This is a genomic window from Nocardia wallacei (assembly GCF_014466955.1).
GTDB lineage: Bacteria > Actinomycetota > Actinomycetes > Mycobacteriales > Mycobacteriaceae > Nocardia > Nocardia wallacei.
The window spans coordinates 4,746,493-4,771,033 of record NZ_AP023396.1 but is presented as its reverse complement, the minus strand read 5'-3'; the positions used below and the strand labels follow the sequence as shown (position 1 = coordinate 4,771,033).

At 69.7% G+C, this 24,541-nt stretch carries 21 protein-coding genes; 5 read left to right on the top strand and 16 right to left on the bottom strand.

What is annotated here, in order from left to right:
- Window positions 1-112: 112 nt before the first annotated feature.
- Complete coding sequence (gene gcvP, locus NWFMUON74_RS20905) at window positions 113-2,929, top strand: aminomethyl-transferring glycine dehydrogenase (protein ID WP_232110485.1); 2,817 nt, start codon at window positions 113-115, stop codon at window positions 2,927-2,929.
- 11 nt (window positions 2,930-2,940) lie between these two features.
- Here the strand turns inward: gcvP and NWFMUON74_RS20900 are convergent, their stop codons facing one another.
- The 7 genes from NWFMUON74_RS20900 to NWFMUON74_RS20870 form a co-directional block, all read right to left on the bottom strand.
- On the bottom strand, window positions 2,941-3,213 hold the full coding sequence (locus tag NWFMUON74_RS20900; RefSeq protein WP_425343091.1) for a GIY-YIG nuclease family protein: 273 nt from the start codon (window positions 3,211-3,213) through the stop codon (window positions 2,941-2,943).
- Window positions 3,214-3,279: 66 nt separating this feature from the next.
- The gene (locus NWFMUON74_RS20895) at window positions 3,280-4,920 is read right to left on the bottom strand and encodes a substrate-binding domain-containing protein (protein WP_232110484.1); all 1,641 of its coding nucleotides are present in this window, start codon (window positions 4,918-4,920) and stop codon (window positions 3,280-3,282) included.
- A 281-nt stretch (window positions 4,921-5,201) separates the two neighbouring features.
- Window positions 5,202-5,462, bottom strand: coding sequence for a WhiB family transcriptional regulator (locus tag NWFMUON74_RS20890; protein ID WP_187683528.1), 261 nt, complete (start codon window positions 5,460-5,462; stop codon window positions 5,202-5,204).
- Window positions 5,459-6,034, bottom strand: a complete 576-nt coding sequence (locus tag NWFMUON74_RS20885; protein ID WP_187683527.1) for an HNH endonuclease — start codon at window positions 6,032-6,034, stop codon at window positions 5,459-5,461. Before NWFMUON74_RS20885 ends, NWFMUON74_RS20890 begins: the two co-directional genes overlap by 4 nt.
- Before the next feature lie 266 nt (window positions 6,035-6,300).
- Window positions 6,301-6,513 carry a hypothetical protein gene (locus NWFMUON74_RS20880; protein ID WP_187683526.1) on the bottom strand — a complete coding sequence of 71 codons (213 nt, stop codon included), beginning with the start codon at window positions 6,511-6,513 and terminating at the stop codon, window positions 6,301-6,303.
- A 454-nt stretch (window positions 6,514-6,967) separates the two neighbouring features.
- Window positions 6,968-7,882 (bottom strand): class A beta-lactamase, encoded by a 915-nt coding sequence (gene bla / locus NWFMUON74_RS20875; RefSeq protein ID WP_187683525.1) that lies wholly within the window; start codon window positions 7,880-7,882, stop codon window positions 6,968-6,970.
- Between the two features lie 50 nt (window positions 7,883-7,932).
- Complete coding sequence (locus NWFMUON74_RS20870; protein ID WP_197986887.1) at window positions 7,933-8,544, bottom strand: TetR/AcrR family transcriptional regulator; 612 nt, start codon at window positions 8,542-8,544, stop codon at window positions 7,933-7,935.
- A 39-nt stretch (window positions 8,545-8,583) separates the two neighbouring features.
- Here NWFMUON74_RS20870 and NWFMUON74_RS20865 point away from each other — a divergent pair, with 39 nt between their 5' ends.
- Window positions 8,584-9,216 carry an NAD(P)-dependent oxidoreductase gene (locus NWFMUON74_RS20865; RefSeq protein ID WP_187683524.1) on the top strand — a complete coding sequence of 211 codons (633 nt, stop codon included), beginning with the start codon at window positions 8,584-8,586 and terminating at the stop codon, window positions 9,214-9,216.
- A gap of 24 nt (window positions 9,217-9,240) precedes the next feature.
- On the opposite strand, the gene NWFMUON74_RS20860 is transcribed toward NWFMUON74_RS20865, so the two are convergent.
- Window positions 9,241-10,011, bottom strand: a complete 771-nt coding sequence (locus tag NWFMUON74_RS20860; protein WP_342213534.1) for an NAD(P)H-dependent oxidoreductase — start codon at window positions 10,009-10,011, stop codon at window positions 9,241-9,243.
- Window positions 10,012-10,201: 190 nt separating this feature from the next.
- On the opposite strand from NWFMUON74_RS20860, the gene NWFMUON74_RS20855 reads away from it, so the two are divergent.
- Window positions 10,202-11,620 (top strand): lipase family protein, encoded by a 1,419-nt coding sequence (locus tag NWFMUON74_RS20855; RefSeq protein WP_187683523.1) that lies wholly within the window; start codon window positions 10,202-10,204, stop codon window positions 11,618-11,620.
- A 70-nt stretch (window positions 11,621-11,690) separates the two neighbouring features.
- On the opposite strand, the gene NWFMUON74_RS20850 is transcribed toward NWFMUON74_RS20855, so the two are convergent.
- Entirely contained in the window at window positions 11,691-13,874 is a 2,184-nt protein-coding gene (locus NWFMUON74_RS20850) for a malate synthase G (protein ID WP_187683522.1), read from the bottom strand.
- A 157-nt stretch (window positions 13,875-14,031) separates the two neighbouring features.
- On the opposite strand from NWFMUON74_RS20850, the gene NWFMUON74_RS20845 reads away from it, so the two are divergent.
- Both NWFMUON74_RS20845 and NWFMUON74_RS20840 read left to right on the top strand, forming a co-directional pair.
- Entirely contained in the window at window positions 14,032-14,679 is a 648-nt protein-coding gene (locus NWFMUON74_RS20845) for a TetR/AcrR family transcriptional regulator (protein WP_187683521.1), read from the top strand.
- A 2-nt stretch (window positions 14,680-14,681) separates the two neighbouring features.
- The gene (locus tag NWFMUON74_RS20840; protein ID WP_187683520.1) at window positions 14,682-15,974 is read left to right on the top strand and encodes an acyl-CoA dehydrogenase family protein; all 1,293 of its coding nucleotides are present in this window, start codon (window positions 14,682-14,684) and stop codon (window positions 15,972-15,974) included.
- 388 nt (window positions 15,975-16,362) lie between these two features.
- On the opposite strand, the gene NWFMUON74_RS20835 is transcribed toward NWFMUON74_RS20840, so the two are convergent.
- The 7 genes from NWFMUON74_RS20835 to NWFMUON74_RS20805 form a co-directional block, all read right to left on the bottom strand.
- Window positions 16,363-17,010: a DUF305 domain-containing protein gene (locus tag NWFMUON74_RS20835; RefSeq protein WP_187689308.1), complete on the bottom strand. Its 648-nt coding sequence runs from the start codon at window positions 17,008-17,010 to the stop codon at window positions 16,363-16,365.
- Entirely contained in the window at window positions 17,010-18,587 is a 1,578-nt protein-coding gene (locus tag NWFMUON74_RS20830; RefSeq protein WP_187683519.1) for an LVIVD repeat-containing protein, read from the bottom strand. Before NWFMUON74_RS20830 ends, NWFMUON74_RS20835 begins: the two co-directional genes overlap by 1 nt.
- 153 nt (window positions 18,588-18,740) lie before the next feature.
- Window positions 18,741-19,430, bottom strand: coding sequence for a methyltransferase domain-containing protein (locus tag NWFMUON74_RS20825; protein ID WP_187683518.1), 690 nt, complete (start codon window positions 19,428-19,430; stop codon window positions 18,741-18,743).
- A 93-nt stretch (window positions 19,431-19,523) separates the two neighbouring features.
- Complete coding sequence (locus tag NWFMUON74_RS20820) at window positions 19,524-20,402, bottom strand: 3-methyladenine DNA glycosylase (RefSeq protein ID WP_187689307.1); 879 nt, start codon at window positions 20,400-20,402, stop codon at window positions 19,524-19,526.
- A 28-nt stretch (window positions 20,403-20,430) separates the two neighbouring features.
- Window positions 20,431-21,495 (bottom strand): hemolysin family protein, encoded by a 1,065-nt coding sequence (locus NWFMUON74_RS20815; RefSeq protein ID WP_187683517.1) that lies wholly within the window; start codon window positions 21,493-21,495, stop codon window positions 20,431-20,433.
- Window positions 21,488-22,861 (bottom strand): hemolysin family protein, encoded by a 1,374-nt coding sequence (locus tag NWFMUON74_RS20810; protein ID WP_187683516.1) that lies wholly within the window; start codon window positions 22,859-22,861, stop codon window positions 21,488-21,490. Before NWFMUON74_RS20810 ends, NWFMUON74_RS20815 begins: the two co-directional genes overlap by 8 nt.
- A 226-nt stretch (window positions 22,862-23,087) precedes the next feature.
- The gene (locus tag NWFMUON74_RS20805) at window positions 23,088-24,527 is read right to left on the bottom strand and encodes a GuaB1 family IMP dehydrogenase-related protein (RefSeq protein WP_187683515.1); all 1,440 of its coding nucleotides are present in this window, start codon (window positions 24,525-24,527) and stop codon (window positions 23,088-23,090) included.
- Window positions 24,528-24,541 lie beyond the last annotated feature (14 nt).

The window sequence follows — 24,541 nt, the reverse complement described above, 5'->3', positions numbered from 1 at the left end:
CGTGCCCGCACGCCGCCGGGCCCTGAATCTCTCAGGCGCCACGACAGAGGGGGAGGGCCCGAAGTCGTCGACGACGCCGTCGACCTCCGCCCGACCCCTGGGAGCTGCTGCCGTGACCCGTTCCTTCGCCGACCGTCATATCGGCCCCGACGCCGACGCCATTACCCGGATCCTCGACACCGTCGGCATCGAATCGCTGGACGCGCTGGCGGATCTCGCCGTCCCGGCGAGCATTCTCGACGCCCCGGCGGGCAACGGCCTGTGTGTTTTGCCGCAGGCCGCGTCCGAGCACGAGGTGCTCGACGAACTGGCGGCGCTCGCGCACTCGAACACCGTGGCCGCGTCCATGATCGGGCTGGGCTACTACGACACGCTGACCCCGCCGGTCCTGGTCCGCAATCTGCTGGAGAATCCGGCCTGGTACACCGCCTACACGCCGTACCAGCCCGAGATCAGCCAGGGGCGGCTGGAGGCGCTGCTGAACTTCCAGACCATGGTGTCGGACCTGACCGGCATGGAAGTGGCCAATGCCTCCATGCTGGACGAGGCGACGGCGGCCGCGGAGGCGATGACGCTGCTGCGGCGGGCCAACCGGACCAGCACATCGGCCCGGTTGCTGATCGACGCCGATCTCTTCCCACAGACCCGCACGGTGCTGCAGACCCGCGCCGAGCCGCTCGGCATCGAGATCGTCGAGGCGGAACTGGCTGGGGGCACGCTGCCCGAGGGGGACTTCTTCGGGGTGCTGGTGCAGGTGCCCGGCGCCTCGGGACGCATCACCGACTGGACCGATCTGATCGCCGCGGCGCACGAGCGCGGTGCGCTCGTGGCCGCAGGCGCCGACCTGCTGGCCATGACATTGATCACGCCGCCGGGTGAGCAGGGCGCCGACGTATGTTTCGGCACCACACAGCGTTTCGGTGTGCCGCTCGGATTCGGCGGCCCGCACGCGGGCTTTCTCGCCGTGCGGTCGGCGCATGCGCGGCAGCTGCCGGGGCGGCTGGTCGGGGTGTCCAAGGACGCCGACGGCCACCTCGCCTACCGGCTGGCGCTGCAGACCCGCGAGCAGCACATCCGCCGTGAGAAGGCGACCTCCAACATCTGCACGGCACAGGTGCTGCTGGCGATCGTGGCGGCGATGTATGCCAGTTATCACGGCGCCGACGGGCTGCGGGCCATCGCGCGGCGGGTGCACCGGCACGCCGAGCGACTGGCGGCCGGGCTCGGCGAAGCCGTTGTGCACGAACGGTTCTTCGACACGGTGCTGGTGCACGTGCCCGGCGGCGCGGAGGCCGTGGTGGCCAAGGCCAAGGGACGCGGGGTGAATCTGCGCCTGGTCGACGGCGATCATGTCGCGGTGGCGTGCGACGAGGCGACCACCGAGGCGCACGTCGCTGTCGTGCTCGACTCCTTCGGCAGCGGCGCCGCGGAACCGGGTGCGCCGGGCCTGCCCTCGATCGAGACGCGCACCTCGCCGTATCTGACCCATCCGGCGTTCACCCGGTACCACACCGAGACCGCCATGCTGCGCTACCTGCGGCAGCTGTCGGACAAGGATATCGCGTTGGACCGCAGCATGATTCCGCTCGGGTCGTGCACCATGAAGCTCAACGCCACCGCGGAGATGGAACCGATCACGTGGCCGGGATTCGCGCGCCTGCACCCGTATGCGCCGGTGGAGGATGTGCCGGGCCTGCTGCGGGTGATCGAGGACCTGGAGTCCTGGCTGGCGGCCCTCACCGGTTACGACCGGGTCAGCCTGCAACCCAACGCCGGCAGCCAGGGCGAGTACGCCGGACTGCTCGCCATCCGCCGCTATCACCTGGATCGCGGTGACACACACCGGGATACGTGCCTGATCCCCTCCAGCGCGCACGGCACCAACGCCGCCTCGGCGGCCATGGCCGGGCTGCGGGTCGAGGTGGTGAAGTGCCGCGAGAACGGGGACGTCGACCTCGACGACCTGCGCGCCAAGATCGCCGACCACGCCGACCGGCTGGCCTGCATCATGATCACCTACCCCTCCACCCACGGTGTGTACGAACACGAGGTGGCCGAGCTGTGCGCGCTGGTGCACGAGGCCGGGGGACAGGTGTACGTCGACGGCGCGAACCTGAATGCCCTGGTGGGACTTGCCCGCCCGGGCCGGTTCGGTGGCGATGTGTCGCACCTGAACCTGCACAAGACGTTCTGCATCCCGCACGGTGGCGGCGGACCCGGCGTGGGGCCGGTGGCGGTGCGCGAGCATCTGGCGCGATACCTGCCCGGCGATCCGCTGGAGACGGGCTCGCACGCGGTCTCGGCGGCGCGCTATGGTTCGGCCTCGATCCTGCCGATCACCTGGGCCTATATCCGCATGATGGGCGCCGAGGGGCTGCGGCGGGCCACCCTCACCGCCATCGCCTCCGCCAATTACATTGCGCGGCGGCTCGATTCGCACTACCCGGTGCTGTATACCGGCGCGGACGGCACTGTCGCGCACGAGTGCATTCTCGACCTGCGCGAGATCACCAGGCGCACCGGCGTCACCGTGGACGATGTGGCGAAACGCCTGGCGGACTACGGTTTTCACGCCCCGACGATGAGCTTCCCGGTCGCGGGCACGCTCATGGTGGAGCCCACCGAGAGCGAGAATCTCGACGAGCTGGACGCTTTCATCGACGCCATGATCGCCATCAAGGGCGAGATCGACCAGGTCGCCGCGGGCGCCTGGCCGGTCGAGGACAGCCCGCTGCGCGGCGCCCCGCACACCACCGCCTGCCTCGTCGGCGACTGGCCGCACCCGTACTCCCGCGAGACCGCCGTCTTCCCCCAGGGCGTGGCGCACCCCCGCCCCAAGATCTGGCCCGCCGTCCGTCGCATCGACGGCGCGTACGGCGACCGCAACCTGGTCTGCTCCTGCCCACCCCTGGACGCGTACGCGGACTGAGCCGGGACGGGCTACAGCAGGGTCGGATAGAGGTCCGCCCAGTCCGGGTTGGTGGTCTCTATCAGGCGGATCTTGCGTTCGCGGCGCCAGGTTTTCAGCGTGTGCTCGTGCAGGTAGACGGCGGCCAAGGTCTCGGCGGGCTGATACCAGACCAAGGTGTGGATGCGGTTTCGCTTGGTGAAGCCGTCCACCACCTCGTTGCGGTGCTGCCACACCCGGCCCACGAGATTGCTCGTGGCACCGATGTAGAGCACCCCGCGCGGATGGCTGGCCATGATGTACACACACGGCGGTACGTGCCATGCTCTGCTCCTCCCCACCCCGAGAGCATGGCACGAGCCACCGACAGGTCAGGGCGTGGTGAGAGCCTTCATGACGGCGGTGCCGAAGGTCAGGTCGTTCGAAGCGGCCAGGCGGGTGTAGGTGCCGCCGGTCTGCTGCGCCAGGGTCTGCAGGGTGGAAGTGCCCTGACCGCCGACGACGATGACGTCGATGCGGACCGGGTGGGCGGGGTCGGTCGCGGCGGTGATGTCGGAGATCAGCTTGTCACCGGTGATGGTCGAGTCGTCGTTGGGGCCGCCCGTGATGAGCAGGATGCTGTTGGTGCGGCCGGAGGCGTGACCGGAGACCGCTGTGCGGTAGGCGGCCTCGAGGGTCGGGTAGGTGCGGTCGGTGCGGCTGGTGGTGGCGGTGACGTTGCCGAGCGACTTGGCCAGTTCCACGCGGTGCTGCTGGGTCAGCGGGGCGGTCTCGGAGACCACCTCGTACGGGTTGCCGTCGCCCTCGTCCCCGGCGTAGGTCCAGACGCCGAGGCCGAAATCCGGCGGCATGGTGTCCATCGTCGACTGCAGCGCGCCCAGGGTGTTCGCGAGGCGGGTGAGCGAGCCGTCGGTGGCGGCCATGGCTGCCGAGGTGTCCAGCAGTACGGTCGACTGCACGCCGAGAACCGGATTGGCGAGCACGGATTTCACCTGGTCCAGCGTCGACTTGGGCGGGACGGGGGTGGCCGTGGGCAGGGCGGCGTCGAAACCGTTGTCCGCGAACGACTTCTGCTGTTCGGGCGCGCGTAGATAGTCGGTGAACATGCCGGCGAGCAGGTTCTGGGTCTTGTCCACCCAGGGGCCGGTCAGCAGCGCGGCGGGGAAATCGGCCACCGGGGTCTTCGCGCCGTCGGGCCGGAATGCCGTTGCGCCACCGGAATTCTTCAGTTGCTGCTCGGTAACTGCAGTGGCGTGAATGGTATCCGCGGCGTCTCCGGGCGCGCCGACGAGACTGGCGAGCGCGCCCGTGGCGTCGTCGGATCGGGGCGCGTCGGCGGCCAGCACCGAGATCGCCGAGACGACCTGTCCGGACCGGGCGCCCTCGTCGTCGAGCGGGTCGGCGCCCGACACGTTCGATCCGACCGCGAGGGCCGCGGCGAGGGTGGCGTCGCCGCCGGGCATCGCCATGCGCAACCCGCCCCAGCCGTTCAGCCCGATCTCCCCCAGTGAACCCTGTTGCAGGCGAGGCAGATCCGACCAGCCGATCTTGGCCTGTTCCAGCGCCTGCCGCAGCTTGTCCGGCACGGCGAGCACGATGGAACTCGACGCCACCGAGGCCGGGGCGCCCTCGATCAGCCCGGGCACCCTGATCTGCTCGATCGACCGCGACGAGTCGGGAATCCAGAGCGCCGGTTGCGGCCCCAGTTTCGCGTCCCACTGCCCGCTGCCCAGGGCGGCGGCCACCGCCGCGGACGGCTGCGCGGCGACGGCGACGGCGGCACAGTGATCGCGCACGTTGGGCTTGGTGGCGTTGTAGCGGTCGGCCGCCGCCCGCACCGGCGCGGCGATGTCGGGATCGACGGTGACGGCCAGCGTGGTCCGGCCCTCGACGCACTCGCCGGCGGCGCTGCGATCGGAGGAGGCGGAGTGCCCGCGCAGCCAGAACCATCCGCCCACCGCGGCCACCACGAGCAGCGCCGCCACCACCGACACAACGAGACCCTTACTCACGCCCCGCGATCCGCTGGCGCTGCGATGTGTACCCACGGTGCACCAGTGTATGTTCACGCGAAGTTTGCCGCCGCGCCCCATAGGTGCTCGTCGGGCGGACGGGTCTGGGCATTCGCGCCGCAAACGGACCGGCATGGCTCGTCCTGTCGCGCCGGAAAGTGCCCGCCCCGAACCGAGGGCGAAGCAGGGGATCGGGCTACGGCCGCCGGAATGTACCGGGAGCAGGCACGACAGCGCGGCGGCCGCGGCGTGCGCCCCGGCCGCCGCGTGTCGGCGGTGAGTTACTCGCGGATCATGCGTCCGCGGTCGTACTCGTGGCCGCCCCACACGCCGGACTGGCCGGTGTCGGCGGCGAACTCGGCGCACTGCCGGCGGATCGGGCAGCCGGCGCAGACGCTTCGCGCGTAGGCGAAGTCCTGCGACGGGTAGGGAAACCACGCGTCGTGATTCGGGTCACCCGTGCAGGCGGCCTCCGCCCAGCTCTGCGAATCCGAGAGCGGGAGCAGATCCACCAAGGTGAATTCCTGCACTGCGTTCGTCATATCGGATCCCCTCCTTTCTCGGGTCCTCGAGCGGTGGCGGACAGGTCCTTCCAGATCCGCCGTTGTCGTTTGGCCAGCTCGTGGGGCGCCCGGGGCTCCCACAGCAGCCGCATGCCGGCCTCTTCCGGCGTGCGGTCGGCCTTGCGCGTGTTGCACGGGCCGCACGCGGCGATCAGGTTGCTCCACGTGTTCGGCCCGCCCCGGCTGCGCGGCCGGATGTGGTCGACGGTGCGGGCCCAGCCGGCGCAGTAACCGCAGCGGTGGTCGTCGCGCCGCAGCACGCCGGCGAGGGTGGCCCGGCTGTCGTCGTGTACCAGCAGCCGATGCTCCAGGTAGACGTAGCGCAGCAGCCGAATCGTCTGCGGCAGCGCGATTTCCAGATGCCGGGACCGGATGGGGAAGTACGGCTCGCGGTCGGCGACGGTCTCGGCCGTGCCCGTGACGAGCAGTACCACCGCCCGCTCGGCGCTGATGTCGGTGAGCGCCTCGTAGGAGGCGTTGAGTACCAGCACCCCGGCGTGTATCCAGTTGTCGGATGTGAGAGCCGCGTCGGCGGCAGGGCGGAACGGCATGAGCGTCACCAGGTTTCGGCGGGAGTCGGACTACGAATCGGGGAGGGCAGGCTCAGGCCTGGCTCGGGAGGCGGCCGGGTTCGCTCGAAAGCCGCTGCGGGGCAAAGCGGTTCATCGCCTGGATATCCTCCGGATGCATCGGCCACCTCCTCCTTCCTGGTGTTCGTCGCGACCCCGGTGGGGCCGCTTGGTCATCGTCCTCATGTTGACACAGCGTTACGGCCGCTGTCGGGTCATTTTCCCCGCGGTGACCGGCGGTCGACCCCTCAGGCGTTCAGCCAGTGCTCGATGTCATCGAGCCGGGGGACGGCGTGGCGGACCGCGCCGTCGGTGACATCGAGCAACCGCCATTCATAGGGCGAGCGCGGTGCGCGCACGAGGCGGTATCCCGAGCGGGTGGCGCGCACAGTGAGGTCTCGGACGTGCGCCGATGCCGCGTCGGAGCGAACCGGGTGGAGTTGTCGTTCGGGCTGGGTCATGAGGCTTCCCCCAAGGTCGGTTCCGGCATTTCACCGGGGACAACGAGTCGTCGCGGCGGGTCGGCGTCGTTACGGAGTTCGGCACCGCCGGACCACCCGCGCCGGGAAGGCTCTCGGTCACGACAAGCGCTCGGGTGCAACATGTTTCGTTACAGCGAGGTGGTCTCGTGATGCCTGTCTCGGGAGGTGCGCGGCGGGACTCGATCGGGTAACACTTCCGCGCCATCGGGCCGCACGTTCTGTAACGAAGGCAGCGCCGGGGTGCATTCCCCTGGACGGGGTGGTCGTCGTCACGAACAGGGGCGAGCACATCAAGTACTGCACTTACCGATAACGACAGTACGGGGCATATGCTCTGGTCAGGCGGCGCGGGACCGCATCAGTGCCTGCGCCGCCTTCGCCATATGCCTGCGCTCTTTGCGGCGGCCGTATCCGCACAACGGACACCGAGAGATTATCGGAGGAGGGCGACCACTTCCTTGGTCGCTTCGGCGAGTAGGTCGTTGTCTGCCTTGGCTTCCGGGGTGCGTTGGTGGGAGAGCAGGGCGATCACGAGAGGGGTGCCCTCGGGGGTCCAGGTGATCGCTACGTCGTTGGCACCGCCGTTGCTGCCGCCGCCGGTCTTGTCGGCGACGGTCCAGCCGGTGGGGACGCCGGCGCGGATGCGGGCGTCGCCGGTGGTGTTGGCGAGGAGCCATTCCTTCAGCCGGGCGCGTTCGGGGTCGGCGAGCGCGGTGCCCAGCACCAGGTTTCGGTAGTCGGCGGCGAGTGCGGCGGGGGTCGTGGTGTCGCGTTCGTCACCGGGGGAGACGTCGTTCAGGTCGGGCTCCCAGCGGTCGGAGCGGGTGATGGGATCGCCGATCGAGCGGAGGAACGCCGTCAGGGCGGGCGGGCCGCCGAGAAGTTTCAGGATCTGGTTACCGGCGGTGTTGTCGCTGACCGTGATCGCCGCGTGGCACAGTTCGGCGACCGTCATGCCGGTGTCGAGTCGGGTCTCGGTGACCGGTGAGTACTCGACGAGTTCGGCGGCGGAGTAGTGCACCACCTGATCGAAATAGCCTGAGGCGAGCGGATGTTCGCGCAGTAGCGCAGCACAGGCCAGGCCCTTGAACGTGGATGCCATGCCGAACCGCTCGTCGCGCCGGTACCCCACCTCCCGCCCGCTCGCGAGGTCGACCGCGTACACACCCAGGCGCGCGGTGTGCCGATCCTCCAGCGCCGCGAAGGTGGCGTCGGCCGGAGCCGCCGCCGGTGTCCCGCTCGGGGAAGCGGCCGGGCGCGCCGATTCCGTCGAGCCACATCCGCACACCAACCCCGCGGCCGCGACGACCGCCACCGCCGCCGCACCGAACCTGCCCATGATCGCCATCTCTACCTTGTACCCGACAGTCGTGTCGGTCCGTACGGCCCGGGGTCGGTTCAGAGTGCTCGGACCAGGGTGCGGGCGATTCGTTCGACGGTGTCGTCGGGGACCGATCCGGCCTCTGGGCCGTGGGCGTAGTACTCCAGGAAGGCTTGGTGGAAGCAGGCGCCGTCGAGTAGGACGGCCGCGGTTTCCACGTCGGCGTCGGGACTGACCCGGCCTGAATCCTGTTCGGTACGAAGGTATTCGGCGATGCGGGTGATCGCGTGACCGGGGCCGGCGCCGCGGCGGGACATGGCCTCGCGGTGGCCCGCGATGCGGGTGTGCTCGGCCAGCAGGCCGCCGAACAGGGGCAGTGCCTGCTGGTAGAAGGCGGTCACGGCGCGGGCGATGCCGGTCAGATTGTCCTGCACGCTCGCCCGGCCGGGATCGGGGCGCAGGCCCGACGGGTCCGGCATGCGCTCGCGCAGGACGGAGACGATGAGCTCCTCCTTGTCGGCGAAATGCTTGTACAGCGTCGCCTCGGAGTAGCCGGCCGCCTTCGCGATCTGCTTCGTGGTGGCGCGCGTGACACCGCTGCGCCGCATGATGTCGGTCGCCGCATCGAGGATGCGATCCCGCGTGCCCATCCCGGCCTCCCGTTTGACAGTGAGCGAATACTCACTCACTCTAGGTGAGTAAATACTTACTCACCTACGGAGGGTGTTATGCGATTGACGGTTTTCGGGGCCACCGGCGGTACCGGCGGACGGGTGGTGCGGCAGGCACTGGCGGCCGGGCACGAGGTGACGGCCGTCGTGCGCGGTGAGCACGCCCTGCCTGCCCATCGGAATCTGCACGTGGTGACCGCCGACGTGATGGATCCGGCGGCGATCGAGAAGGCCGTCACCGGGGCAGACGCGGTGCTCGACACGATCGGCGCGCGGGAGCAGGGACCCACGACGGTGGCGGCCGACGCGGCGCGATCGATCACCGCGGCCATGCGGGCGGCGGGCACGCGGCGGTTTGTGATCGTCAGCAACAGCGCCGGGACACCCGGGCCCGGCGACGAGCCGTTCACCCGTTTCGTGGTGAAACCGCTCGTGCTGCGGCCGCTGCTGCGGCACAGCCTCGACGACATGGCGTGCGCCGAAGCCGTGGTCCGCGAGACGGATCTGGACTGGACCATCGTGCGCGCGCCGCAGCTGACCGACAAGCCCGGCCGGGGCGGCTACCGCACGGCGGCCGAGCGCAACGTCACCTTCGGCATCCGCATCTCCCGCGACGATCTCGCGACGTGTCTGCTGTCGCTGATCGACGACACCGCATCGCTGCGCGCCCACATCACCGTCGCGAACTGAAATGTGCGCTCGGCCGAGGTCGGCTCAGCCGGTGAGGTGCAGGTCGAAGCCGGTGGTGCCGGGGGATTCTCGGCCGGGTTCCAGGCGGAGGGTGCGGTCGTAGTCGCCGCCGGATTGGGGGCGGTAGGGGATCGGGGGGAGTTTTTCCAGTCGAGAGAGGCGTTCGCGGAGGTCGTCGGCTACTTCCTCGAAGCGTCGGTCGTCCACCCGGAGGGCGCCGTAGACCGCGAACGGCGGAAGGACGTCCATGCCGGGGTAGTACAGGATGCCGTGGTGGATGGGGTAGAGCAGGTCGTCGAGGCGGCCGTTGATGCCGCGGTCGGAGTAGGAGGGTTCGCGGCCGCCGATCGAGACGACCAGCATGGCGCGGGTGCCGCTGAGTACGCCCGCGCCGTAGCGGGGGATGGCCGTCCCGCCGGCGCCGTAGGCGAAACCGCAGGTGAATACCCGGTCCACCCAGCCTTTGAGGATGGCGGGCATCGAGAACCACCACAGCGGGAAGTGCAGCAGCACGGCGTCGGCCCACAGCAGTTTGGCCTGCTCGGCCCGGATGTCGGCACCGAGGGTCCCGGCCTCGTACGCCTCGCCCGAGGCGAGCATGAAGTTGGTCTGCTCGACCTCGCCGAAATCGTCGGTGTCGGCGTGCGCTTTCCAGCCCATGGCGTAGAGGTCGCTGACGGTGACGTCGTGCCCATCGGACCGGAGCTGTTGCACCGCAACGTCCTTCAGGGCTCCGGTGAGGGAGTCCGGTTTCGGGTGCGCGTAGACGATCAGGATGTTCACACCTCGGGCCAACACACTGTCATATCGAAGTATTCCGAAGTGTCGAATTCAAATATTCTCCCCAGTGATGGGTAACAATGCGACGCCCGACGCAATTGTGCAATTACACTACGGAATTCTAAGCCGCAGTGGGTGTCTCGGGGTTGGCGCACGACTCGGCCGTCGGTCCGGTGGTTCTACTTGTCGATCGTGGGGTGTGCCCATGTGGGCTTGGCGTGTCTTGGTCGCGGTGTCATTGCTCGCCGGTGCGCCGGCGCTGGTCGCGCGGGCCGACCCGCCCGATCCGAATCCGCCTGTCCCCGGGGCGATCTCGCTACCGCCGAGCCTGTCGATACCCGACCTGCAACAGTGGATCGACACGGTCGTGCCGCGCCCGGAGATTCCGGCGACACCGACCCCGGCGATCGAATCCACCGAGGCCGCGACCCCCGTGTCCCCCGCGGTCACGGCCGCGGCGCTCCGGTCGGCGGTGCTGCCCGACGATGTCGGCGATCCGCTGTTCGACGTGTGGCCCGCGCACCTGGCGGCCTTGACCCCCGGCGACGTCATCGAGGTCAGGGACATCACCGCGGCGGCGGCGTCCTTGCTGACGCTGCCGCTCGCGTCGCCGCCGCGCCAGGTGCTCCAGCTGAAATATCGCACCAGCGATTCCCGCGGCGAACCGTCCTTCGCCACCGCTTCCGTGGTGCTCCCCGCCGCGCCGTGGTCCGGCCCGGGAGCCCGCCCGGTGCTGGTGAACAATCTCGCGGTCGACGGGCTGGGCCGCCGGTGCACACCCGGATACACCCTGGCACACGGCTATTCCGACACCACCAACTCCGCCGACTTCTTCCCGCCGCTGAGCCAGCTGGCGCTGCTGCGCGGGTACGCGGTGCTGATCCCCGACCACGAGGGCCCGCATATGGCCTATGCCGAGCCGTTCGTGGCCGGGCACGCGGTGCTGGACTCGGTGCGCGCCGCGCGGGCGCTACTGCCCGCCGAACTCGGCGACAGCCGCTATGTGATGGCCGGATACTCCGGCGGCGCGATCGCGACCCGGGCCGCCGCCGCGCTGATCGACTCCTACGCGCCGGATCTCGCGGGTTCGATCACGGGGGCGGCGGTGGGCGGGGTGCCCGCCGACTTCCGCATGCTCGCCCGCACCATGAACGCCAACCTGGCCTCGGGCGTGTTCATGGCTGCCGTGTTCGGTATCGGGCGCGAGCATCCGGAGATTCTCACGTCCATGAACAACCTGGCGCAGCAGGTGACCATCTCGCCGTTGAAGAACACCTGCATGAACCTGATCGCCGTGCCCGGCGCGCTGCTGGCACCGATCGACATCGCGGCGAACACCCCCGATCCGCTGCACGGCCCGGTGGCCGAGCGGGTGTTCCGCGCGACCGATATGGCCGACCTGAAATCCGCTGTGCCCCTGCTGGTCTACAACGGCGCGCACGACATCTGGATCCCGGCGGCCGGGGCCGAACAGCTGTTCCGGCAGCAGTGCGCTATGGGCGTTGCCGGCATCTACCGCAGTGTGCCCGGTGAGCATTTCCTGGCGGGTGATACCGGCTGGCCGCTGCTGATCGCCTGGCTCGACGCGCGATTGCGCGGCGAACCGGCGCCGAACGAGTGCTGACCGCCGCAACGCGGGCGAGACGCGAAATCCCCTGGCAGGCCGAGGCCCGCCAGGGGATCGCCACTGGGAATCAGCTCTTGGCGGCCAGGGCCTTGGCCTCGCGGCGGCGGCGGTGCAGGATCGGCTCGGTGTAGCCGTTGGGCTGGCGGGTGCCCTCCAGGATCAGCTCCTTGGCGGCCTGGAAGGCGACGCTGCCGTTGAAGTCCGGCGCCATCGGCCGGTAGCCCGGGTCACCGGCGTTCTGCCGGTCGACCACCGGCGCCATCCGCTCCAGGCTCGCCACGACCTGCTCGGTCGTCACGATGCCGTGGCGCAGCCAGTTCGCCATCAGCTGGCTCGAAATGCGCAGGGTCGCACGGTCTTCCATGAGCGCCACATCGTTGATGTCGGGCACCTTGGAGCAGCCGACGCCCTGATCGATCCAGCGCACCACGTAGCCGAGGATGGACTGCGAGTTGTTGTCCAGCTCGTTGCGGATCTCCTCGTCCGACCAGTTCGGCTCGGCCGCGAGCGGGATCTCCAGGATCTGGTCGACGGTGGCGCGGACGCCGCCGCGGGCGATCTCGTCCTGCCGCTTGAACACGTCCACCAGGTGATAGTGGGTGGCGTGCAGGGTGGCGGCGGTCGGCGAGGGCACCCAGGCGGTGGTGGCGCCGGCGCGCGGGTGGCCGATCTTCTGCTCGAGCATGTCGCGCATCAGGTCGGGCATGGCCCACATGCCCTTGCCGATCTGGGCCTTGTGCTGCAGGCCGGCGGCCAGGCCGGTGTCGACGTTCCAGTCCTCGTAGGAGGCGATCCACTGCTGCTTCTTCATGTCGGCCTTGCGGACCATCGGCCCGGCCTCCATGGAGGTGTGGATCTCGTCGCCGGTGCGGTCCAGGAAGCCGGTGTTGATGAACACCACGCGGTCGCGGGCGGCGTCGATGCAGGCCTTCAGGTTGACCGTGGTGCGGCGCTCCTCGTCCATGATGCCGACCTTGAGGGTGTTGCGGGGCAGGCCCAGCACGTCCTCGACGCGGCCGAACAGCTCGTTGGTGAAGGCCACCTCGTCCGGGCCGTGCATCTTCGGCTTCACGATGTACACCGAACCGGTGCGGGAGTTCGACACCCGGGCCTCGCCGCGCAGGCTGTGCATCGCGATGAGCGAGGTGAACAGGCCGTCGAGGATGCCCTCGGGCACCTCGTTGCCCTCGGAGTCCAGAATCGCGTCGCTGGTCATCAGGTGGCCGACGTTGCGGACGAACAGCAGCGAGCGGCCGTGCAGCACCAGGTCGGACCCGTCGAGCGCCTTGTACACCCGGTCGGGGTTCATGGTGCGGGTGAAGGTCTTGCCGCCCTTGCTGACCTCTTCGGCCAGGTCGCCCTTCATCAGGCCGAGCCAGTTGCGGTAGCCGAGCACCTTGTCCTCGGCGTCCACGGCGGCCACCGAGTCCTCGAAGTCCATGATCGTGGTGACCGCGGACTCCAGCACCACGTCCTTGACGCCCGCGTCGTCGGTCTTGCCGATCGGGGACTCCGGATCGATCTGGATCTCGATGTGCAGGCCGTTGTGGCGCAGCAGCACCGACGTCGGGGCGTCGGGCTCGCCGAGGTAGCCGACCAGCGCCGAGGCGTCTGCCAGGCCGATGTCGGTGCCGTCCTCGAGGGTGACCTCGAGTTCGCCGTCGACGATCTTGTAGGCCTTCGAGCCCACGTGCGAGCCGGTGATCAGCGGCACGGCGTCGTCGAGGAAGTTGCGGGCCCACTCGATGACCTTGTCACCGCGGACCTTGTTGTAGCTCGTGCCCTTCTCCGCGCCGTTGGCCTCGGAGATGGCGTCGGTGCCGTAGAGGGCGTCGTAGAGCGAACCCCAGCGGGCGTTGGCGGCGTTGATCGCGAAACGCGCGTTCATCACCGGCACCACGAGCTGCGGGCCCGCCGTGGTGGCGATCTCGTCGTCGACGTTCTGCGTGCCGATCGTGAAGTCGGCGGGCTCGGGACGCAGGTAGCCGATCTCGGTGAGGAACTGCTTGTAGGCGGCCTTGTCGTAACCGGCGCCCGGGTTCTCGGCATGCCAGGCGTCGAGCTTGCCCTGGATCTCGTCGCGCTCGGCCAGCAGGGCGCGGTTGCGCGGGGCCAGCTCGTTGATGACGCCCTCGGCACCGGCCCAGAACGCGGCGGAATCTACGCCGGTGCCGGGGAGCGCCTGATTCTCGACGAAGTCGTGGAGAACACTCGCAACCTGAAGCCCGCCGACCTGAATCCGCTCTGTCATCTACTGCCTCATTTCGAGATAGCCGGATGGAAAAAGTACGACTGTCATGTTACTCGGCGGTAATCACGCGGCCGCAGCCCACCATGCTCGAGCCTTGATCGTATCCGCCGGTACATTTAATGTACTGAGCGGAACATTTCTGGGCGAAGGGCGGACGATGTCTGCGGTGGACCGGTCGTCGGCGGGCAAGGTCGCCGTGGTGCGCAGGCGCGGCCGCCCACCCGCGACGGCGGCGGCCCAGACGCGCGCCCGCATCGTGGCCGCGGCCGTCGAGTTGTTCGCGGAGAAGGGCTTTCACGGCACGGGCGTCGCGGAGATCGGCGACCGCGCCGATGTGCAGCGCGGCGCGCTCTACTATCACATCGGCTCCAAGGAGGAGCTGCTGTTCCAGATCCTGCGCGATTACATCGAGCTGATGCTCATCGAGGCCCGCGCCATCGCCGACGGGCCCGACGAGCCGGTCACCAAGCTGCGCCTGCTGATCCACAGTCACGTCCGGCTCATCGTCGCCCACCGCCGCGAGGTCGCCATCCAGCTGCGCGACGTGTCCGCGCTGAGCGGTGAGCGCGCCGACGATCTGCAGCTGCTGCGCGATCGGGTGCAGCAGTGCTGGCAGCGGGTGATCGACGCCGGGCACGCGGCGGGGGTGCTGCGCACCGCCGATCATGTCGTCACCAACAGCGTGCTGGGGATGTTGAACATGGTGACGTTCTGGTACCGCCCGCACGGCGGGCATTCGCCGGAGCAGATCGCCGACATCCTCGCCGCCACCGTCCTCGAGGGAATCACACGCACGAAAGGCTGATCATGGCTTGGGATTTCGAGACCGATCCGGAATATCAGGAGCAGCTCGACTGGGTCGCGGAGTTCGTCCGCACCGAGGTGGAACCGCTGGACCTGCTGCCCGACCTCAACCCGTACGACCGCGCCGACCCGCAGGTCCGGGCGCTGCTGCGGCCGCTGCAGGAGCAGGTGAAGGAACGCGGGCTGTGGGCCTGCCACCTCGGCCCCGAACTCGGCGGCCCCGGCTACGGACAGCTCAAACTGGCGCTGCTGAACGAGGTGCTGGGCACATCGATGTGGGCACCGCTCGTATTCGGTTGCCAGGCGCCGGATTCGGGCAACGCCGAGATCCTCGCCCACTTCGGCACCCCCGAGCAGAAGGAACGCTACCTGCAGCCGCTGCTCGACGGTGAGATCGGTTCCTGCTACGTGATGACCGAGCCCACAGGTGGCTCCGACCCGACCTCGTTCCGGGCCCGCGCGGTGCGCGACGGCGACCACTGGGTCATCAACGGCGAGAAGTGGTTCAACACCGCCGCCGAGCACGCCGCGTTCCACATCGTCATGGTGGTGACCGATCCGGAGGCGCCGCCGCATCAGCGGCTGTCGATGTTCATCGTGCCCGGTGGCACCCCGGGCCTGGAGATCGTGAAGAACTTCGAGGTGCACGGCTTCAGCAAGCACGAGGGGCATCTGCGGTTCACCGACGTGCGGGTGCCCGCCGATCATCTGCTCGGCGCCGAGGGCCTCGGGTTCGTGGTGGCCCAGACCCGGCTCGGCGGCGGGCGGGTGCACCACGCCATGCGCACGGTCGCCATGGTGCGCAAGGCATTCGACATGATGTGCGAGCGCGCGGTGTCGCGGCCGATGGGCAAGGGCGTGCTCGGAGGCAAGCAGATGACCCAGGAGCGCATCGCCGACAGCTGGATCGAGATGGAGCAGTTCCGCCTGCTGGTGCTGCGCACGGCGTGGCGCATCGACAAGGAGCAGGACTACCGCGCGGTCCGCAAGGACATCGCCGCCATCAAGGTGGCCATGCCCAAGGTGATGCACGACGTCGCGCGCCGCGCCCTGCACCTGCACGGCGCCCTCGGCGTCAGCGAGGATCTGCCCTTCGTCGACATGATGAACTACGCCGAGGTCATGGCGATCGCCGACGGCCCGACCGAGGTACACAAGATCACCCTCGCCAAGCAGGTCCTCGGCCAGTACGCCCCCGCCGATCCCGTGTACCCCAGTGGCTACCGCCCCGCGCTGCGCGAGCAGGCCCGTGACCTGGTGGCCCGCAAGCTGGAACACACCGTCGGCAACCTCTGAGACCGTCCGGTTCTCTCCTCCGGGCGGCGCGGGGGCCGGCGTATTCGCGTCACCCCCGCTGCCCGGTGGGCGGTTCCACTACCCTGGGCGGCGCAAGTGCAAGTCACCTGATGTGAGGAATCGCGATAATGGGCAGTACCGCTATCGACGTCGCCAATGTGCTCATCGCACACGCGTACGCCTTCTGGAACTGGGTCGCCACCGGCTCCGCCGGCTTTCCGCCCCTGTAAACCCACCGAGGCCATCGAGGCGCACAGCGCCTCCTGGACTCGCCGGTCCCGTTCCGTGCGGAACGGGACCGGGCCTCGCGACGGCTGTCGTGGCCGGACAACATCCGTGGACGCCGAAACTGTTGTCCGGCCTCGAGAGACGTTGTCGATCCCGTCGGCTAGGGCAGTGGCTGGGCGTTGCGCTGGGTGAGCAGCAGGCCCATCAGGCCGCATTCCTGACTCTGGGCGACGATCATGCCGCGCGTGGCCTCCTTGACGGGGCCGGACGCGATCACGCGGTCGGCCGCCTGCGCCATCGCGATGCCGCCCTGATGGTGGCGGTACATCAACTGGAGGAACAGGACTTCGGCGTCGCGGCCGCGGGCGGCGGAGAGGGCGTCGAGTTCGGCCTGGGACGCCAGTCCGGGCATCGCCGCGTCGGCGGGCGCGGACGGGGGTGAATGATGGTGCGCCGCGGTCGTATCGGCGTCGTGCGGCAGCCAGGCCATCGGGTGCCGGGGCATCGGTGAGGCGTTGGCCAGGCGCAGCCAGCCGAGCATGGTGCCGATCTCCACCTGCTGGGTGTGGTCGATCTGCCGCGCCAGCCGCGCCACCGCCGGATCGACGCCCGCGTCCAGTCGCTGCACGATCTGTACGGCCTGCTGGTGATGGGCCGTCATGTCCTGGGCGAAGCCGATCTCCGTATCGTTCAACACCTGTGCGGGAGCATGGTTTTCGGGCAGGAGGAGCGGCCGCAGCGCGGCGCCGAGCACCAGCAGGAACACCGCACCGCAGGCGAAGGCGACGGCGCGCGGCCAGCGTCGCATCACGAGCCCACGATCGACTGCTGGTCCGCCGGTGGCGAATATACGTCGTCGTCGAGCTGCACGACCAGGAAACCGTTGTCGTTGCAGGTGGTCCACAGCTGGTTGCCGTGCCATTCCGGCGGGGCGAAACACCAGTCGGTGGAGACGTCGCCGAAGGCGAGCATGCCGGTGCGCGCCGACAGCGCCTGCACGGGATCGAATTTGCCCTCCAGCATCGCGCGGGCCGCCGAGAGGCCCTCCATCGCGGGCGGCCCGATCAGCGAGGCCAGCGCGTGCGGCGAGTTCCACAGCTCCAGATTCCGGCCGGTGCGGGCGGGCGGGTTGAAGTACGCGATCTCACGCACGTGGAACGGGTCGCGCACGTCGAACACCCGGATGCCCGAGGATTCCCAGCCGCAGGCGAGCGCGGTCGGGTCGTTCGGGCGGTCGGCCGCGCAGTAGTGCGGGTCGTAGGCGAAGACCGAACCGCCCATGGCCGAGGCGAGCTGGCTGTCCTGGTGTTCGGGCAGGTTGATCTCCAGCTTGATCTTGTTGACCACCTCCGGGCGGGTGTCGTCGGAGATGTCGATCACCTTCACACCGCCGGATCCGCCCTCGTCGGCGGTGAACAGGTACGGCTTGCCGTCGTAGGTGACGGGAATGCTGTGCTGGGTGGCCCAGCCGTCGGTCCAGAACACCCGGCCCAGGTGCGCCACTTGGGGATTCGGGTCGCGCCGCTGCACCGCGCTGATGTCGAGCACGGTGAATCCGCCGAGCGCCGACAGGTACAGGCGGTTGCCGTCGGCGCTGACGCCGAATCCGTGCGCCTCGATCCCGGTCAGGCCCTGCCACACGACATGCGGATTCGCGGGGTCGGTGAGGTCGACCGCGCTGACGAAGCCGGGCGCGATGCCCGAGGACCAGTAGGTGCGGCCGTCGGGGGAGAAGCCGCCCTCGTGCGTCGTGATCGGCAGCGGCATGGCGAGATTGGAGCCCGGGCCGGGATTGAGCAGTCGCGGGTGGGCGCAGTCGGAGATGTCGTACACCGACAGATAGCCCACCCCCTCGCCGACCGGAACTCCCGTGCCCACCAACAGTTTTCGCTGTTTGTTGACCTTCAGGCTCTCCCAGGTTCCGGCCAGCATGGCCGGTTCGGTCAGGGTCGCCGTGAGAGTGGGATGGGCCGGGTCGGCCACATCGAGCACCTGCACGCCCTGGGCGGGGCCGAGCAGGTTGCCGGGGAAGAACGAACCGGTGTACGAGCAGTGGTCGAAGGTGGTGGAGGTGATGCCGCCGCCGCGCCCGGCGAAGCCGCCGACCAGCGACATGTTGCAGCTGTATCCCTGCGTGCTGCGTCCGTTGTTGCGGTCGGCGGCCGGAACGTCGCCCTGCAGACCGGTTTCCGGCCGGGAACCCGGTCCGCAGTCGGCGCGCCCGACCGCCGTGCGTCCGATGTCGAGGAACTGCCGCACCTGGTCGGTGATCTCGGATTGCAGATCCGCCGAGGCGCCGCCCAGCGGCAGGGCGGTGGCGGCGAGCAACGCGGCCGCGAGCACCACCACCGGCCTGGATCGCCGAATTCCCAGCAAGCGCCGCATCGCGTCCCCGCCTTCCACGCCGTCCCACATCTCGCCGAGACGGGGCGCGGTACTCCGTACCGCTGGTTACGCCAACGTCGAAACGGTAACGCGTTACTGTCTGGTACGGATGGTTTTCGGCGAAAGCACTGGGGAGAACGACGTTTTCGCAGGTCAGTCCGCGCGCGTCCCGGCGGCGAGGAAGAACGGCACGGCGACGAACAGCCGGTCGCGGCGGGCCCGGTCGGCTTGGGCGTCGAGCCATGCGCCCTCGCCCCCGATGTCGGCGAGCATCGGCAGGAACGACGCATCGGTCCAGACGACCGTGTGCACCTCGACCGTGACGTCGGTGAAACCGTTGTCCAGCAGCAGGTTCCGGTAGCGCCGAGCGACCCGCGGGCTGGGCATCCGGTCCGCGCGCGCGTGGATCAGGGCTCGGGTGAGCTCGGGGTCGTCGGAGTCGATGACGCAGGTGTCCCAGTCCTGGCCGAGCAGCACCGCGCGGCCGTTCTTCGCCAGGACCCGGCGGGCCTCGGCGACGGCTCGCTCGGGCTCGGCGAGGGTGTGCAGGACCTTGTCGGCGCGGTAGCCGGTGACCGAGCCGTCGTCGAGAGGCAGCGCGGTGGCGTCGGCGACGCGGAATTCGCCCGCGGGCCAGCGCGCGGCGGCGGCCTCGAGCATGGCGGGGTCGAGGTCGAGGCCGATGGCGCGCGCGCCGCGGGCCGCCAGTTCGCCGACGGCGCGGCCGCCGCCGCATCCGACGTCGACCACGGTGTCGCCCAAGCCTTGATAGCTGCGTTCCCGCAGGTTGCGGGCCTCGGGCCGGTTGTCGAAAGCGTCGAGCATGTTGAGCAATGTGGACATGGCCGCCAGTCTGCGACTTCATCCCGACCTGAAGTCAACCGCGCGCACGGGGCGCCGCACCGGCGCGCGGCGCCCGCCCGGTGGGCGGAGGTCTCAGTGGTGCGCTTGTCGCAGCAGGTCTTCCGCTGCGGACAGGAGACGTTCACGCAGCGGCGCGGCCTGCTCGGTGAGCTGCAGTTGGCCGCGGACGTACTCGGCCCGTCCGGCAGGCGTTTCGATGGGGACGGGGGTGTAGTCGTACGCCGACAGGTCGTAAGGGCTGGCACGCATGTCGAGTTCACGTGCGGCACAGGCGAGTTCGAGGCAGTCCAGCAGCAGCGCGGAATCTATGAGCGGAATCAGCTTGAAGCCCCACTTGTAGAGATCCATGTTCGCGTGCAGGCAGCCGGGCTGTTCGCGCCGGGGCTGGTCGTCGCGGGTGAGCCGGTCGGCGTTGCGCGGCGCCGCGTCGGGGGTGAAGAACCGGTACGCGTCGAAATGGGTGCAGCGCAACGGCATCGACTCCACCACCGCGTCGGTGCCGGTGCGGCCGAGGCGCAGTGGAACCTGGCTGTGCCGGACGTCGTCGCTGCGATAGACCATGGCCCATTCGTGCAGTCCGAAGCAGGACAGTTGCGGGGCGCGGGAACCGGTGGCGCGCAACAGCTTCGCGACGAACTCGATGGTGTCGCGACGGCGCGCCACGAAGGCGGGATCGGCGGTCCACGCCGGTGCGCCGCCCGCGTCCGGCCGAACGTGCCGGTACCCGCGGGAATTCGCGTACTCGTGCGCGTTCTCCAGCGCCACGCCGAACCCCGGATGCCAGCGCCGCAGCTGCGCGGGCTTGTGGCCGTAGTAGGTGAACAGGAAGTCGATCACCGGATGTTTCGACCCGGCGGCGCGCTGCCGTAGATACGGCCCGATCAGTTCCTCGACCCGCGCGCGGTGGGCGGCCGCGCGCGCCCGCCACTCGCCCTCGGGCAGCACCCGCAGCTCCCGCGCCGCCGTCGTCACGGCGCGCTCACTCCGCGATCCGGTGGGTGGCGTCGCGCACCGTGCCCACGAACTCCTCGACCAGGTCCTCGAGCGCGACGATGCCCACGGTGTTGCCGCGGCTGTCGACCACCCGGCCGAGATGGCTGTTGGTGCGGCGCAGGCGGGCCAGCGCCTCGTGCAGCGCGGTGCCCATGCTGAGCGTGGGCAGCGGCCGGATGTCGATGCGCGGGATCGGCGTCGACGGACCGGCCGCCTCGTCGGCCACCTTGTCCAGCACGTCCTTCACGTGCAGATACCCGACCAATGAGCCCTCCGAGGCGCGCACCGGGTAGCGCGAGAAGCCGGTCTCGGCCACCGCGGACTCGATATCGCCCAGCGTCGTCCCGTCCCCGCGCAACGGCACGCAGCGGGTCTTCTCCAGCGGCACCATGACGTCGGCGACGATGCGGTCGGTGGTGCCCAGAGCCTGGGTGAGGCGGCGGTGCTCGCCCTCCTCGAGCAGCCCCTCCGAGCGGGACTCGCCGATCATCTCGGCCAGTTCCACCGACGACACGGTGGCGTCCAGTTCGTCCTTCGGCTCGATGCGCAGCGCCCGCAGCGTCAGATTGGCCGCGACGTTGTACAGCGTGATCAGCGGGCGGGCCAGTCGCAGGAACCACAGCAGCATCGGAACCAGCAGCAGCGCAACACGTTCCGGCCCGGCGAGGGCGATGTTCTTCGGGATCATCTCGCCCAGCAGCATGTGCAGCACCACCACCAGGGCCAGTGCCAGCGCGAACGCGATCGGGTGCAGCAGCTGGTCGGGCACGCCGACCAGATGGAACGGCCGCTCCAGCAGATGCGCGATGGCCGGTTCCCCGGCCCGCCCCAGCAGCAGCGAGCAGATGGTGACGCCCAGCTGCGCCGAGGCCAGCATCATCGACAGGTGCTCACCGGCCCGGATGACCGTGTCGGCGCTGCGTTTGCCTTGTGCGGACAGGGTTTCCAGGCGATCGCGGCGCGCGGTGATGAGCGCGAACTCCGCGCCCACGAAGAACGCGTTGCCGCCCAGCAGCACCACGGTCAGCAGCACCCCGTACAGGTCACCCATGGAGCAGCTCCCACTGTGCGAGGGTGTCGCCGTCGATCGGGCGCAGCAGCACCCGGTCGATGCGGCGGCCGTCCATGCGTTCCACCTGGGCCAGCCAGCCGCCGTTGGTGTGCGGCTGGGTCTGGTGCGCGGCGGGACTGGGCAGCAGCACCTCGTCACCGGCGTCGGGTATGCGGCCGAGTTCGGTGAGAACCAGGCCGCCGAGGGTTTCGTACTCGCCCTCGGGCGCCTCGTAGCCGGTGGCGCGGGCCAGCTCGTCGACCCGCAGCAGGCCCGAGCAGTTCCAGCCCGCGGCGGTGCGGCGCACGTCGAGTTCCTCCTCGTCGTGCTCGTCGCGGACGTCGCCGAGGATTTCCTCGATGATGTCCTCGGTGGTGACCATGCCGGCGGTACCGCCGTACTCGTCGACCACCAGCGCCACCTGCATGCCGTCGGCGCGGACGCGTTCCAGCACGGCGTCACCGTCCAGGCTGGCCGGGACTATCGGCACCGGGTGGGCGATCGAGCGCAGCCGGATGGTGCGCCGCTCCCGGACCGGGTGCAGGAACGCCTGTTTGATGTGCACGACGCCGAGCGTGTTGTCCAGATCGCCATCGATCACGGGGAACCGCGAGAATCCGGTGCGGCTCGCGGCGGTGATCAGGTCGGCGATGGTGTCGTCCTGGTCGAGGGTTTCGATCTTGACCCGTGGCGTCATGAGCTCCTCGGCGCTGCGGTCACCGAATGCCAGGGACCGGTCCACGACCAGGGCCGTGCGCAGATCCAATGCCCCGCGCTGCGCCGAGGTGCGCACCAGCGAGCCGAGTTCCTGCGGGGAGCGCGCCGAGCGCAGCTCCTCGGCGGGTTCGATGCCGAACCGGCGCAGCACCCAGTTGGCGGTGCCGTTGAGGAGCTTGATCAGCCACTGGAACACCGCGGAGAAGGCGATCATGGGACCGGCGGTGAGCCGGGCGGCGCCCAGCGGATTGGCGATGGCCATGTTCTTGGGCACCAGCTCGCCGTAGGTCATCGACAACGAGGTGGCCAGCACCAGCGCCAGAGCCAGCGAAATGCCCTGTGCCGCACCGGTTCCCAGTCCAGCGGCGGTGAACAGCGGCTCGAGCAGGCGGGCCAGCACCGGTTCGGCGATGTAGCCGGTGACCAGGGTGGTGATAGTGATGCCGAGCTGGGCGCCGGACAGCTGGAACGACAGCGTGCGATGGGCGTGCCGGACCTGGCGGGCCCGCCGGTCGCCGTCGCGGGCGTGGGCCTCGACGGTGCTGCGCTCGAGCGCGGTGAGGGAGAATTCGGCGGCGACGAACAGCGCGGTGCCGAGGGTGAGCGCGATGAAGCCCACCAGGCTGAGCACAGTGAGTACGACCGACATGGTCAGCACCGCCCCGGCGGGGGAGGAACGGTGGTTACGGGGGCGCCGGGTTGGTCACCCGGCTCGGTAGAGGAGCCCTCCTGTATGGCGCCCTCGGACGCGGGTGACAACTGGGTCCTTTCGGCAAACGGAGCTGTGTACTTGCTGTCATGCTACCGGGTCGGGTCCGCCACTCCGGGGCCGCGGCACACCGGAAAGCCGGAATGCGCGCGGCGCCGGAGAGTGGTCACCAGCCGCTGGGCAGCGGGCGGCCCTCGGCGAATCCGGCCGCCGACTGCACACCGAGGACGGCCTTGTCGTGCAGCTCACCCAGCGTGCGGGCGCCGGCGTAGGTGCAGGCGCTGCGCACACCCGAGCAGATGTGGTCGATGAGGTCCTCGACGCCGGGGCGCTCGGGATCCAGGCGCATCCGCGAGGAGGAGATGCCCTCCTCGAACAGCGCCTTGCGGGCGCGGTCGAAGCCGCTGTCGGAGGCGGTGCGGGCGGCGACGGCGCGCTTGGACGCCATGCCGAAACTCTCCTTGTACGCGTTCCCGGCGGGGTCCATGCGCAGGTCGCCGGGGGATTCGTAGGTACCGGCGAACCAGGAGCCGATCATCACGTTGGACGCGCCCGCGGCCAGCGCGAGCGCCACGTCGCGCGGGTGCCGCACGCCGCCGTCGGCCCAGATGTGCACGCCGAGCTCGCGGGCGGCGGCCGCGCATTCGGCGACCGCGGAGAACTGCGGCCGCCCCACGCCGGTCATCATCCGGGTCGTGCACATCGCGCCCGGGCCGACCCCGACCTTGATGATGTCGGCGCCCGCGGCGGCCAGATCGCGGGTGCCCTCGGCGGAGACGACGTTGCCCGCCGCCAGCGGGACGCCGAGTTTCAGATCGGCCACCGCGCGCAGCGCCTCGAGCATCTTCACCTGGTGGCCGTGCGCGGTATCGATGACGAGCAGGTCGGCCCCGGCGTCGACGAGCGCCTTGGCCTTGGCCGGGACATCGCCGTTGATCCCGACGGCGGCCGCGACGCGCAGCTTGCCGTTCGCGTCGACGGCGGGGCTGTAGATGCCGGTGCGGACCGCGCCGGTGCGGGTCAGCACGCCCGCCAAGGTGCCGTCGGGGTGGACGAGCACGACCAGGTCCGAGTGCTCGGCCTCGAGCAGTTCGAAGATCTCGCGCGGCGAGGTGTCGGCCGGGGCGGTGAGGAAGTCGGTGTCGGCGACGGTGTGCAGGCGCGCGAACCGGTCCACGTCGGCGCAGGCCGCCTCGGCGACCACGCCGACCGGCTTGCTGCCCTCGTCGATCACGACCACGGCGCGATGAGAGCGCTTGTGTACCAAGGCGAGTGCCTCGGACACCGAATGGTCCGGGCCGAGCGTGACCGGTGTCTCGGCGGTCAGCGAACGGCTCTTGACGTAGGAGATGGTCTTGGCGGCCGCGCTGATCGGCAGGTCCTGCGGCAGGACCGTGATGCCGCCGCGGCGGGCGACCGTCTCGGCCATGCGTTTGCCCGCGACCGCGGTCATATTGGCCACCACGATGGGGATCGTGGTGCCGGTGCCGTCGCCGGTCGATAGATCGACATCGAAGCGGGACGCTACATCCGTCCGATTCGGGACGAGGAAGAGGTCGTCGTAGGTCAGGTCATACGGCGGCGTGTGGCCCGGAAGAAATTGCACTGTTGCCATTGTAG